At 61.1% G+C, this 12,965-nt stretch carries 11 protein-coding genes and 3 pseudogenes; 11 read left to right on the top strand and 3 right to left on the bottom strand.

The genetic code is table 11. The features are described 5' to 3' along the window. Positions 1-11 precede the first annotated feature (11 nt). Positions 12-560 carry a DUF1236 domain-containing protein gene (locus NKH04_RS17950; RefSeq protein ID WP_353044694.1) on the top strand — a complete coding sequence of 183 codons (549 nt, stop codon included), beginning with the start codon at positions 12-14 and terminating at the stop codon, positions 558-560. A 105-nt stretch (positions 561-665) separates the two neighbouring features. Here the strand turns inward: NKH04_RS17950 and NKH04_RS17955 are convergent, their stop codons facing one another. Then, positions 666-908 (bottom strand): polymerase, encoded by a 243-nt coding sequence (locus tag NKH04_RS17955; protein WP_352473088.1) that lies wholly within the window; start codon positions 906-908, stop codon positions 666-668. Positions 909-1,099: 191 nt separating this feature from the next. Next, entirely contained in the window at positions 1,100-1,423 is a 324-nt protein-coding gene (locus tag NKH04_RS17960; RefSeq protein ID WP_352541855.1) for a DUF4142 domain-containing protein, read from the bottom strand. Here NKH04_RS17960 and NKH04_RS33220 point away from each other — a divergent pair. Both NKH04_RS33220 and NKH04_RS17965 read left to right on the top strand, forming a co-directional pair. Continuing rightward, positions 1,372-1,579: pseudogene (locus NKH04_RS33220) on the top strand (hypothetical protein); the annotation flags it as partial. The gene NKH04_RS17960 and the pseudogene NKH04_RS33220 overlap by 52 nt on opposite strands. A 70-nt stretch (positions 1,580-1,649) precedes the next feature. Next, positions 1,650-2,071 (top strand): annotated as a pseudogene (locus NKH04_RS17965) (exopolysaccharide biosynthesis protein). Between the two features lie 472 nt (positions 2,072-2,543). Here NKH04_RS17965 and NKH04_RS17970 read toward each other — a convergent pair. Next, positions 2,544-3,011 carry a hypothetical protein gene (locus NKH04_RS17970; protein WP_352474337.1) on the bottom strand — a complete coding sequence of 156 codons (468 nt, stop codon included), beginning with the start codon at positions 3,009-3,011 and terminating at the stop codon, positions 2,544-2,546. A gap of 358 nt (positions 3,012-3,369) precedes the next feature. On the opposite strand from NKH04_RS17970, the gene NKH04_RS17975 reads away from it, so the two are divergent. From NKH04_RS17975 to NKH04_RS18010, 8 genes and pseudogenes are all read left to right on the top strand, one after another. Then, on the top strand, positions 3,370-3,711 hold the full coding sequence (locus NKH04_RS17975; RefSeq protein ID WP_352818751.1) for a hypothetical protein: 342 nt from the start codon (positions 3,370-3,372) through the stop codon (positions 3,709-3,711). Positions 3,712-4,406: 695 nt separating this feature from the next. Continuing rightward, positions 4,407-4,799, top strand: a complete 393-nt coding sequence (locus NKH04_RS17980) for a hypothetical protein (RefSeq protein ID WP_353016357.1) — start codon at positions 4,407-4,409, stop codon at positions 4,797-4,799. Positions 4,800-5,386: 587 nt separating this feature from the next. Further along, positions 5,387-6,087, top strand: a pseudogene (locus tag NKH04_RS17985) (ArdC family protein); the annotation flags it as partial. A gap of 550 nt (positions 6,088-6,637) precedes the next feature. Beyond that, positions 6,638-7,549 (top strand): carbohydrate ABC transporter permease, encoded by a 912-nt coding sequence (locus NKH04_RS17990; RefSeq protein WP_352474341.1) that lies wholly within the window; start codon positions 6,638-6,640, stop codon positions 7,547-7,549. Continuing rightward, complete coding sequence (locus NKH04_RS17995) at positions 7,549-8,448, top strand: carbohydrate ABC transporter permease (protein ID WP_352503255.1); 900 nt, start codon at positions 7,549-7,551, stop codon at positions 8,446-8,448. The genes NKH04_RS17990 and NKH04_RS17995 overlap by 1 nt, the downstream gene beginning before the upstream one ends. A 47-nt stretch (positions 8,449-8,495) precedes the next feature. Continuing rightward, positions 8,496-10,025 (top strand): ABC transporter substrate-binding protein, encoded by a 1,530-nt coding sequence (locus tag NKH04_RS18000; protein ID WP_352541853.1) that lies wholly within the window; start codon positions 8,496-8,498, stop codon positions 10,023-10,025. A gap of 65 nt (positions 10,026-10,090) precedes the next feature. Next, positions 10,091-11,620 (top strand): xylulokinase, encoded by a 1,530-nt coding sequence (locus NKH04_RS18005; protein ID WP_353044695.1) that lies wholly within the window; start codon positions 10,091-10,093, stop codon positions 11,618-11,620. Continuing rightward, on the top strand, positions 11,613-12,938 hold the full coding sequence (locus NKH04_RS18010; protein WP_352541851.1) for an iron-containing alcohol dehydrogenase: 1,326 nt from the start codon (positions 11,613-11,615) through the stop codon (positions 12,936-12,938). The genes NKH04_RS18005 and NKH04_RS18010 overlap by 8 nt, the downstream gene beginning before the upstream one ends. Positions 12,939-12,965: the final 27 nt, after the last annotated feature.

Raw genomic sequence — 12,965 nt, forward strand, 5'->3', positions numbered from 1 at the left:
GCAACACGAAGATGAAGACCGAGGAGCAAGCCCAGGGCAAGGCTGGAACCACCACCACCGAGCAGGCTCAGGGCAGCTCCAAGATAAAGCCCAATCAGCAGGCTCAGGGCAAGGCTGGAACCACCACAACCACCGAGCAAGCTCAGGGCAAGGCTGGCGCCACGACTGAACAACAGGCCACGGGCAGCACCAAGATGAAGACCGACGAGCAGGCTCAGGGCAAGGCCGGGACCACGACCACCGAGCAGACCCAAGGCAATGCCTCGACGCGGACGCAGGACCAGAGTTCGACCGCTTCCATCAGCAATGTGACCGTTGAGCAGAAGACAGAGATCACTCAGGTCATCAAGGAAACGAACGTCCAACCCGTTTCCAATGTCGATTTCGACATCTCCGTCGGCGTCGAGGTTCCGCGAAAGAAGGTCCGGCTGCATCGTCTGCCGGCGCGCATCGTCAAGATCGTTCCGGCTTATGAAAATTACGAGTATTTCGTGCTCGCTGACGGCCGGATCGTCATCGTCGACCCGAATACCTACAAGATCGTGATTATCCTGACCTAGTCGTGGCCAGACGGTCTACCGTGGGTTGATTCACCAAAAAAGCCCGCCGCGCAGCTCGGGCGGCGGGCTTTTCCGTACCCAGCTCCAGCGTCTGCAAATCGCAAATCAAGGTCCGTCCTCGGGGCGAGGAGTGAGCACGGTATGATCGATGGTGTCGGGCAGGCAGGGACTGGGCAGGCAGCTTGTTCGGACTGACGCGGTGGTCATGGCATCGATATCCGTGACCAGCACCATTCTCGCGTAGTGCCGCGGCCACAGCGGCTCTCCAAACAGGACGAAGACGCCGCCAATCATCAAGGCCAGCAACATGAGTGCCGTAACATTTGCAAATATCTCGCCGTAGCGCATGAAGGCAGCCTGTCCCGTTCGGAAAGCGATTCAGCCTGTGACAGCGGCAATCGGGACGGTGCCGAAACCCAGCTCTACTGCCCTTGGCGCCTCGCGAATGCCGCCTCCCGTTGGATCCTCTCGGGAATAAGCCAGGTGAATAACGGCACTCTCGGTACTTTGTTCCCGGGTCCCGGCGACAGCCGCTCCCTTCATGCCGGACGTTTCCGTTTGCGAAGCCGCTGGCGGTCGTCGCCATTGATGCGCGGCAGCGAGATCCTTGACGTGACGTTCGTGCATCTGCAGCACTGGCAGCGTCTTTTTGGCAACTCCTTCATTTCAGCCGGATCGTCGCCGGAATTTGCGTAAGCGGAAAACAGCGCCACCGCTTCCTTATGCGCCTGGGTCTGCATGTCGATATATTTCGATTGGAAGCTGTCACCACTGGCCTCCTTGAGTTGGTCGGAGAGCGCGCGAAGCTTCCGTGGAGATCGTTCGCCAGTCTCAGAACTGCCTGACGTCTCAGGACCCGCCACTCATCGAGCGCGCCGCCGGCGACTACGGCTGGGCGGCGGTCCACCGCCATCAATATAGCGATTGGCCGTACCGCGCCGGCGGAGCTTCTGGATAGCCAGGACCCGCAATGCGCAGCCCTTGTCCGGGCTCTGAACAGAGCCGGCGAGGATGCGTGAGGACCGGCTGCGTGGGTGAGATGTCCGAGCCATCCCAGCGTTGACGCCGATCCCGGGGCCGTTCGGCACGGTGTTCGGCAGCGGGCTCGCGCTGGTCCCGCTCCAGATCGTCGCGGGCAGCCGGAGGGTCTGGTTGCCCGCCATCATCAGAGAGCGCCAGTTTTCGCCTGTGGCGTTCGGTCTTATGGTCCGTCATTCGGTGCCGATGATCAGCCGGGTGGAGAAAGTGGTGCGCACCGGTCGGCTGCAGATCCTGACGGGCCCGACGGTGCAGACCCGCTCGGCGTTCCGATCTTCCTGCTCGCTGTCGTTATCGCCCTGCTGATTCCCTTCGGCAATATCCTGCCGGTGCTCTCACTGGTAGTCTTGGCCGTCGCATTGATGGAATGCGACGGTCTCGTAACCCTGATTGGACTGCTGCTCGCCTCGACGTCGTTTGTCGCGACTGCGGCTCTGCTTGTTGTTGTGGCATCAGCGGTCCCGACGTCCTAAGCGCGGGATTGCGAGATCACGGGCGCGTCGTCAGGCATTGAGTCCGAGACCCGCCGCTCACTGACGGCCCAGGCCTGCTCTTCGACATTTTCATCTGCCTCAAGTCTGCGCCGCAACTCCCTTATCACGGGGTGCACTGGAGGTGCGAACCAAAGGATTGCTATGGAATTTAGAGAAGGACTTCCTCTGCGACCAGCTTCCGGTCGGGAGCTGGTAAACTTTTTGACCATCGGCCCTAAACAGAGGACCGTAACATCCCCATCTCCTCGGCTGCGCCGCGGTCGCGGTGAGGGATAGGCGCCCAGCCTGGTTCGGTTTCGCCGTTGCGGAGCCACGGAAACGGCAGATTCCCTCACGTTGGCGGTGCGGCGGTGGAACGGGGCGACCGAGAACCGCTGTTGCCGTTAAATCTCAGTCTTCGCTGCAGGCCAACGCGATCAACGTCCACACATATTTCTGAAAGTCTCAGGCTTTAGCAGCCTTCCGCCCGTAGCGATCGCACCATTCGCACGACGACGGGATCGTAGGCGATTTTTTCGGATCTGCTGTAGTTCATTATAAAGAGCGCCGCACCGTCATTGCAGACGGCAATGACGCGTACGTAGCGGATTTGCCCGTCCCTGATACCGGAATAACTGGCCCACGTCGGCTTAACGCGCCGATAGGTCACTTTCCAGCCCGCCTTTTCATCCTCGACAATTCGATGCTCTATTTCGGCGCGGAAACTGGCCTTTCCGAGCCTTGCGCCCCAAACAGCAAGAAAGGCCTCGTTTTTGCCCTGAAAAGCTGCTCCCTGGTCGGAACGCTGAGTTAAAACAAAGCCGGGGGGCGCATCGAATACAAAGCCAAACTGCTTAATGCCGAAGGGCTGCCACTCTTGCGCATAAAGAAGCGTGGTGGAAAATAACAACGAGACGAAGCTAAGCAGCAAGCGGAACATGGCGCTTAATTAGGGTCGAGTAATATACCGTCCATACCCTGCCGGAGTTTTTTGCCAAGCCGACCTAGCATCGGCAAGCTGGCTTAGTCGCAGACGCCGGCGGCGCCGCTCGACACGGCTGCTTAACCCGACTTGGCTCCAAACTCGTACTCGGGCGATCACCTTGGCCCGATGAGGCGCCGTTAGTGAGCTGCCGCTGGCCAGCGCCGCCGCACGCAATCGATGGCAAGATTTTGTGGCCGCAGTTGGTCGGCAATCCAAGGCTTACGAATCCTCGCGTCCAATCCCTGTGCAGATTCCCACTGGAACCAATGCGACCGGGTCCGGTTAACAATCGAAGGGGCCCCTCGGATCTTGAATGATGGTCGATCTTTTGAACATCGAGCTGCCTAAAGCCAGGCAGCGCGTGAAACGAGCGGAGCTGTCTCTCCAGGGTGCGACCGAAATGCTGGACAAAGACTGCGGCGTCGGCATTAACATCGCGCTGTGCGACAGGATTAGGTCTGCACAACGTCGACTGGCCGAGGCCAGAGAACGTCTGGTCAAGATAGATTCCACCTGCACGGACTGCGGTCTGACGCTGAACATCCGGCCGCTTGGCGGAGCATCGCAACAGCCGCAAATTTCCGCGCGATGCGCGATCAGGGCCACTGGTATTCCAGAGCTTCCATGCGTCCACAAACCGACGGTTGGAGCGTAAAGGACGAACTCGGCACCGAAATGTCAGGTCGTCCCCCGGTCGCTACCGGCAGCAACAAGGTGGTACCGGAAGTTGTTGCCGATGCGTCGTCGAAATAGCGACCCTGGCGGATGCGGCCCGGAACGCGGCAAAGGTCTCCGGCGGAACGCTGTCAAACTCGGTATGCCTTGGCGCTGGCTACAAACCAGACCGAGAGGATTCTTCTTTCCGGATCAGACCCCGTTTTGCGTATGGAGGTGGAGGGCATGACGGCAACTCGGGTCGAGACGGTCAACGAGCGGAGAGGCAGTCGCGTTCCTTGTCTCCGTCCCTCAGCAATCGGCGCAAACGCCGAACATGGAGCTGGCGCTCCTGCGAGGAAGCGGAAAGAGATCGGAGGGTCGTCTGCGGATGCTGCAGCCGCCCACGCGCCCGCTCAAGGCTTAGTTTCTTCCTGGGGAGGAGCTTGTGGGTCAGGACAATCAGGGACGACGGAGTGGTACGCTTCGTTGTGGCAGAACGACCGCTTGATCGCAGCCACCTGGAAGAGCGTCGAAATCGCAATCATCACCAATATCATCTGTCTCGTGCTTGGTTCGGTCTCACCTTGATTGTCGCCGCGCACGCCGCGGCGCGTTGGAGGATGTCATTGGGATTCCTGTGTGAAAAGATCCGGGTAGGATTGCCGATTGGGCCTGTGCGCCCATAGTCACGGCATGAAGGCGGAGTATGTTGAACTGGTTTTGTTGGAGCAATCACTTGCCAATACAGGCGGTATGAATCGGGCGTTTTCCGACCGAGTGGATGACATCGCGGAGAAAACTGGCGGATCTGTCTTGTTCGACGTTCGCGTGGACGGCGATTCTCGTATTCAGAGGATGGCGGCGATTGGGTACGGCGCAAACGACACCGTGGTAGCAATCATGATGGATAAAAACGGACAACTTAGATCCGCGCCGGTGGACGCAGACAACGACTTTCTGGTGGCCGAACTAACCGTGTGGAGTTCGCTGCCGATGGCCGAGCAGGCCTCTGCCAACTACCACGGCGCGGCAGAGAGCTTGCTTGCGAAGCTTCGCAAATCGGGCCGTTTCGACCGGTCTACCTGATCTTTCTCAAAGTCGGATGGCGGTGGCGTGATGGCGAGACACACGGTAGCGCGTCGTGTGGGTCATGTCCCACGAGTCTGAATGTCCCACGAGTCTGAACCAAAAAGAATGTTTGATATCAAGCTCTTTACCGCGTCGGTGGCCCGCAAGGGCGAATTGGGACCTACAAGTTCAGCAATGATGGGCAAATTGTCCGCGTCGGTCTGAACGGGTCGACGGCACATGGACGATGCCCTCCGAATCGGTGACATAGCGCTCGCAGCGAGCCCGGATTGACCAGTTCGAGGTATGCGGGCTGATACGAGGCATCGATCACCCGCTGCAGGGTCAGATCGCTAGCGAGCGTCGCGCCGTACACGGTGGAGGCCAAGCCCGTGGCTGTGCCAAGCCCCCGTGGGCACGCTGGGGAAGCATGCCGTAGGGGCCGTCAATATAGGCGCTGCCGCGTGGCGCGCCGCTGCGATCGTGCCTGCTGGCAGGTATAGCTGCCTGCCGTCGCATAGGCCGTGGAGCCTGCATCGTCACCGTATCCAGCCATGCCGATCCTCACTTTGCAACATTCAGGTTCCGCCCACGTTGAGTTCGGCTCAGGCTGCGAGGAAAACACCTGGATGACCTACCGGCAGGCGCAGGACTTCGGTGGTCAAGCCCGTAAGGGCGAAAAAGGCACCCTCGTCGTCAAATATGGCACGTTCACGCCGAAGCATCACGACGATGACGAAGACCGCGCGATTCCATATCTGAAGGGCTACACCCTCTTCAATATTGAGCAGATCGAGAACATACCGGATCGCTTCTTCAGCCCCGCCGAGGAGCTCTCGGCAATCCGGCTCCGCACATCGAGGCCCTCGGGAGCTTCGTCCAGAACATCGGCGCAAGCGTCAGCTACGGTGGTGCCAAAGCTTGCTACCGGCCCAGCATCAACGACATCCTCATGCCTGACCGCGGGCGTTTCGACAGCGAGGTTCACCTTTACTCGACTTTGCTAGACGAGGTTTCGCATTGGTCCGGCGCAAAGCATCGCCTGGACCGCGATCTGACGGGCAGGTTCGGCAGTGAAGGCTACGCCGTGGAGGAGCTTGTTGCGGAGCTCGCGGCATCGTTCCTGTGTGCCGACCTGGGCGTGGCGCATGATCCACGCGACAACACAGCCGCCTATCTGGCGAGCTGGCTCGCCGTCCTTAAGAGTGACAAGAGAGCCATCATCACGGCCGCTGCGAAGGCGCAGGCCGCTGCCGAGGATCTCACAATGCTGCAGCCGGCCGTCGGACTGGAAGCCGCGCAATGAGATGGGGTGTCCGGAGGCCGGCGGTGGACTTCGGCGCCATCATAGCAATCGATCCTTCATCGTTCCACCTGGCGCCATTTGGTTGTCCGCGGACAACCACTGCTCTGTCTGAGGTGTTCTCCTGCATTCCCTGTGAGTTGTCCGCGGACAACTAAGCTCGAAACGGCATCAGGGTTAAGCATTTGTAAATTCGTAACGAAAAGGGTCTTATTGTGACTGCGCAGTTTATCGCATCTTAGCGCTAATTGCGCAGTTCGAGGGCCAAGGATGTTGCAGCCAAAATTGGCGGCGGCCCTGAGCGCGTTTGAGGCTGGTGCACGGCATTTGCCGGCGGCGTTTCCTCCAAAACAACTCCATACTCGGCGATCACGCATCCTCTGGGACCACGAGCAAATCCCTTGAGCCTGACTGAACCGACACTTGACAAATCGGCGGCCGTCCGACACGTTCTTAACAAAAGGCACAACAAACTTACAAAAGTTCAAGTTGGCACAATCTGGCCGATAGGGAGAAGGCCGATGCGTCTGTGTGACCGAGCGGAGATTTGCGCGTGAGCACGGTGACCGTGACCCGCGAAGCGCCCAGATGGGCCCTTCCCCGGTTCATGACGGCCGAGCATCCTTTCCCCTGGCTCGCGCCGATCACGGTGATGCTTCTCGTTTTCGGCATCTATCCCCTCGCCTATTCGGTCTGGCTGTCGCTTCACAAACGCAATGTCGTTTCCCGTCAGCTCGACTTCGCCGGGCTCCACCAATGGACGCGCGCCTTCTCGGATGCGCGTATGTGGCATTCGCTGGAAACCACGCTGATCTACACCTTCGTCGCGCTTGCGGTTCAGCTTGCGCTCGGCATCCTCATCGCGCTTCTGCTTGACACCGATCGCAAAGGTTACGGCGTGCTGCGGGCGCTGATGACACTGCCGCTGGTGGTGCCGCCTGCGGTGACCGGAATGATGTTCCTGCTGATGCAGGACGGCTCTTTCGGCGTCCTGTCGTTCTACCTCTATGCCCTCGACCTGATCTCGCCGGCACAGCCGATCCTGACGCAGCCCGGAACCGCATTGGCGGCGATCCTGCTGGCGGACATATGGCAATGGACGCCGTTCATGGTGCTCATCATCCTGGCAGGGCTCAGGGCGCTGCCGAAGGAACCTTTCGAGGCAGCCGCGATCGACGGTGCCAACGGCATCCAGACGTTCTTGCGGCTCACATTGCCGATGCTGCGCAAGGTGATAGCGGTCGCGGTGCTGATCCGCGGCGTCGATCTCTTTCGCATCTACGACTACGTCTACATCATCACCGCCGGCGGGCCAGGCACGGCCACCGAGACGCTTTCGTTCTACGCTGGCCGTATCTACTTCACCGGAGACTTCCCCTATGCCGCGACCCTGTCGCTGATCGTGCTCGTCGTCTTGATCGTCGTGTCGAATCTCTTCGTCAGGCTGTTCAAGGTGAGGTTCTGATGGAGTCGTCGCGCGCCCAAACGATCGCCCGCGACGTGCTCGCCGTCCTGGTGGTGGCGATCTTCATGTTCCCCATCGCGTGGTGGGCGCTGTCGTCTATCAAACCCTATTCGGCGATCTTCGACCGCAGCGGACCGGTCTACGTCGGTTTCACACCGACGCCGGACAATTACCGCGTGACGTTGCTTGGCGTCTCACGCGTCGACATCGGCATGGAACAGGGCGGCGAGGCGGCCGGGGTGATCAAGGGTGGCGCCAGTTCATACGATTCCCGCCAGTCGTTGCTCGACAGCGCCATCATAGCCGTCGGATCTACGGCGCTGACGCTGCTGCTGGCCACCCTGGCCGCCTATTGCCTGTCGCGAATGCAGTTCAGCGGCCAGCAGTCCTTCCTGTTCTGGATTCTTTCGCAGCGCTTCATGCCGCCAATCGCGATCGTCATTCCAATCGTTTTCATGTTCCGCGATCTCGGCTTGCGCGATACCTATACGGGCCTCGTCCTCGTTCACAGTTTGATCAACCTGCCGCTGGCGGTTCTGCTTTTGAAGTCGTTCTTCGACGATGTTCCGCGCGAGGTTGATGAGGCGGCGCTTATTGACGGCGCGACGCGCTGGCAGACGTTCCGACGCGTGGTCCTTCCCATGGTCAAGGGCGGCATCGCTGCGACGGCCGTGCTGTGTTTCATCTTTTCGTGGACCGAGTTCCTGCTCTCACTGTTCCTGACAACGTCGATCCGCACTGTGCCGGTGAAGATCTCGACCTTTGTCACCTCGACCGCGACCGAGTGGGGCTACATCACAGCGCTCGGCACGTCCGCGATCATACCCAGCTTCATCTTTATCCTGCTGGTTCAACGGCATCTGGTCCGCGGCCTCACCCTCGGATCGCTGAAGGAGTGAGGCGCTGACGAGAAGAACGACGACAAAAACGCAATGGAGGAACGATCATGAGCTTCAGTGAACACGACAAGAAGACATTCGTAGCCGATACCTGCAATGACTTTACGGCGCGCCGGATAACCAAACGCGACTTCATGAGGAAGATGGCGCTCGCCGGTGTCGGCTTTTCCGCCTTCGGATCGGCCATGCTAGGTGGTGGCCGCACCAGTCGGGGGATGCTGGGCCTCGGGGTTGAAGAAGCCCGCGCCCAGGACGCCGATATGCTGAAGTGGCTGGCCGACGTCGGCAAACCATATGCCGGCACCAAAATCCGCTACACGTCGGAAGCGACGCCGCCAACGATTGTTGCCAACCAGCTTGTCGCGGGTGAATTCACCAAGGCAACCGGCATTGAGGTGGAAGTCGAGATCGTGCCGCTGGAGCAGGTTCTCGCCAAGGCGACGCAAGACGTACAGGGCCAGCTTGGCACCTATGACGTCTACTATCTCGACCAGTCCTGGATGGCGACATTTGCCCAGGATGTCGTCGATCCGCGCGAGTATTACGACCAGAACAAAGAACTGGCGATGCCGAACTTCGACTGGGACGATTTCTCCAAGCCGCTGGTCGACGGCATCGCCATGTACAACGGCAAACAGTGCGGAATTCCATTCGATATTCCGATCTTCATCCTGATGTACCGCAAGGATCTTTTCGACAAACACAACATTGCCCTGCCGACAGACCTCGACGCCTACCTCAAGGCCGTCCAGGCGCTTACAGAGGCAGAAAAGAGCAACGGCATCTTCGGCACCGCGTGCCAGGCGAAGTCCGGCCACTATTCGCTGGAATGCGACTGGACCTTCGCATTGTGGGGCCATGGCGGTTCTGTCTTCAACAAGGACAAGAAGTTTGTCGGCAATGACGAGCGCGGCGTGGCCGGGCTCAAATTCTATCAGGAGCTGGTCAAGAACTCGCCGCCGTCGGCGACGACTTGGACCTGGGACGGCCAAGGACAGGCCCTGACACAGGGACAAGCCGCCATGGCAATCACCTGGGGCGAGGATTTCCCCGGCTTCGATGCCAAGGATTCCAAGGTCAAAGGCCTGTTCGAGGCCCTGCCCGCGCCCAAGGAAGTTCCTGGTCGTCGCGCCGCTGCCGATTGCGGCTTCAACGAAATCCCGGCCGTCGGCCACCAGGGCGGCTCGACGATCTCGCTGTCGCAATATTCCAAGAACAAGGAAGCGGCATGGCTGTTCATGCAGTGGGTCTGCTCGAAGGATGTCATGGCGCGGGTATCGACGCTCGGCGGCGGCGCCTCGCCGATGCGCAATTCCTCTTTTACAGATCCTCGGGTCAAGGCGAAGGCTGTTGTCGGCCCCGGAACGACACGCCATTTCGACGCGATCAAATACACGATCGACAATCAGATGGGATCTGAGCCGGACATGCCGATCTGGGCGGATCTGTCGAACAACGACATTCCGGTTGAGCTCGGCAAGTTGCTTACGGGCCAAGACTATGGCGGCGATGCCAAGGCGTGCCTCGATGCCATTGCCGGCATTGTCGACGGCAAAGTCAAGGACGCCGGTCTTTAGCGGCTGGTCGGTGATTTGGGCGAAGGCGGCTTCGGCCGCCCTCGCCGTTTGGCAACGTGGCGGCAATGGTTCCTGATCTCGTCATCGGCATTGATTCCTCGACCTCGGCAACCAAGGCGATCGCCTGGGACCGCAATGGTCTGGCCGTGGCCGAAGGTCGTGCACCGCTTGCAATGTCCAACCCGCGTTCGGGCTATTTCGAGCAGGATCCGGCCGAGTGGTGGACCTCGACGGTCGCAGCGCTGCGCGCCGTGACGTCAACGGTTTCGCCGGCACGCGTTGCCGCCCTCGCGATTGCCAACCAGCGCGAGAGCTTCGGACTTTTCGACGAGCAAGGCGAAGCGGTCGGGCCGGCGACGCTCTGGCTCGATGAGCGCGCCCGTGGCAAAGCACGCCGCTTCGGCGAGAGTTTCGGCGCGGCACGCGTCCACGCAATATCCGGCAAGCCGCTGGACGTCATTCCTTGCCTTTACCGCATGATCTGGTTCCGCGAGCAAGAGCCCGAGATTTTTGCCCGCGTGGAGCGGATGGCCGAAGTCCACGGCTATCTGGTCTTTCGCTTGAGCGGCCGGTGGGTGACGTCCACCGCATCCGCCGACCCGATGGGCATACTCGATATGCGGGCTATGGACTGGTCGAACGATATACTGGAGGCAGCGGGCGTCGCCCGGCGCATGATGCCGGATCTGGCGCGGCCCGGCACCGTTCTGGGCCAACTGACGTCGCAAGCGGCCATTTCGACGGGCCTGCGCGAGGGCACGCCGATCGTCGCCGGCGGCGGCGACGGTCAATGCGCCGGCACGGGCGCTGGTGTGTTGCAGCCGCGATGCGCTTACATCAACCTCGGCACGGCGGTCGTCTCCGGCAGCTTCGGCACGGACTACGTCCACGACCAGGCCTTCCGCACCGAAACGGCGGTCGCCGATAATGGCTACATCTACGAGACGTGCCTTCGCGCCGGCACTTTTCTTGTCGACTGGATGGCGCGCGAAATGCTTGGCGTCGATCTGCATGGCGCAAGCGATGCGCTGGAGGCGCTCGAGACCGAAGCCGCTGCCAGCCCGATCGGCGCAGGCGGCATAATGCTCCTGCCCTACTGGCAGGGCGTCATGGACCCGCACTGGGATAGTGCGGCCCGTGGTGTGATTGCCGGGCTTTCGGGCTCGAGCCGCCGCGGCGACATCTATCGCGCCGTGCTCGAAGGCATAGCGCTGCATCAGGCCGCGACAAGTCAGCGGGCGGCTGCGGCTGCCGCCCAGACCATCGACCAGTCCATAGCCATCGGCGGAGGAGCGAAGTCCGACCTGTGGATGCAGATTCTGGCGGATGCACTCGATCGTCCAATAAAGCGTTCGACGACCGTCGAAGCCTCCTCGCTAGGCGCGGCGATGGCGGCGGCAAAGGGGGTGGGCTGGTTTTCCACGATCGCCGAAGCGTCGCTCGCAATGGCCAGCGAGCCGGCCAAAACCTTCGAACCGGACACGAAACGGGCCGCGCTCTACGCCGAACTTCTTGCGATCCATGCTGATCTTTGGCCAACGCTTGCAGCCTGGAACCAACGCCTCGCGGCCTTCATGGAGGCCGATCATGGCTGAAGCGACCAACTGGAGCGCGTTGATCGAGGACGTTGTCGCTGGACGCTGGACAGATCCCAAGACAGGCGCGGCCGCGGTCCTGCCGTTCCAGACCATCGAATTGCTGGAGACGACGGAAGGCCGCGAGGCGGATCTCGTTGCGCCGCTGAAGCTAGGCAGCCGCATCGCCGTGGTCTCCGATATCAACACCGTCGATGTGATGGGCAGGCGCGTCGCGAAGGCGCTGCGTGCCATCGCCGACATCGACGAAATCGTGCTGCCTGACGGCCTCGACTGTGATGAGGCGACGATCCAGATGGTCAGGGAGAAGACACGTCACGCCGAAGGGGTCGTGGCCGTCGGGTCGGGCGTCCTCAATGACAGCTGCAAGCATGCAACCTTCCTCGACGAGCGACCCTATGCCGTCTTCGGCACGGCCGCCTCGATGAATGGCTACGGCGCCTCGACAGCGTCGGTGACCTTGGCCTCCGGGCTCAAGATCTCGCTGCCTTCACACGCGCCCCGGGGCATCTTCCTGGACCTTGGCGTGTCGGCCGCAGCGCCCGCCTGGCTCAGCGCCGCCGGGCTTGGCGACAGCCTCTGCCGCTCCACGGCCCAGATCGACTGGTGGGCTTCGCATCGGCTGTTCGACACTTACTATTCCGAGGTGCCCTACCTGCTGCAGGCGGGCGATGAGGAGCCGATGCTGGCCCATGCGCCTGGCCTTGCCAGGCATGACGTCACCGCTGTCGGGCATCTCCAGCGCGTCTTGACGCTGTGCTCGATGGGCGTGTGCTTTGCCGGCGTTTCCCATCCCGGGTCCATGGGAGAGCACCAGATTTCCCATTGGGTCGACATGTTCGCGGGAGAGCGTCATCCCGGCACCACGCACGGCCAGCAGGTCGGGGTTGCCTCGCTGGTCATGGCGCGTCTGCAAGCGCGGCTGCTGGACATGAAAGAGCCGCCGCAGGTGAAGCCGACCGCCATCGACGAAGCGGCGATGCTGGCCCGCTATGGCGCGCAGCTTGGACCACTTTGCATTGCCGAGATGAAGAAGACGGCACTCGACGCCAGCCAGTCGGAAATCTTCAACCGCAGGCTTGCGGAAATCTGGCCGGCGCTGCGCCAGGAGGTTCGGCCCATGGCAATGCCGGTCGCCCGCATGGAGGCAGCACTCAAGGCTGCGGGAGGGCCGGTCACCGGCGCGGAACTAGAGCTGCCGCGCGCGCTTTGGCACGACGCCATTCGCTATTCGCGAGAAATCCGCGGCCGATGGTCCTTTGTCAACCTGGCCGCCGATGCGGGACTCTTGGAAGAGTTTCTGGAGAGCGAATGGTGAGAGCGCATCCGATCGCCAATCGCTCGC

Source organism: Mesorhizobium sp. M1365, assembly GCF_040317865.1.
Classification (GTDB): Bacteria; Pseudomonadota; Alphaproteobacteria; order Rhizobiales; family Rhizobiaceae; genus Mesorhizobium.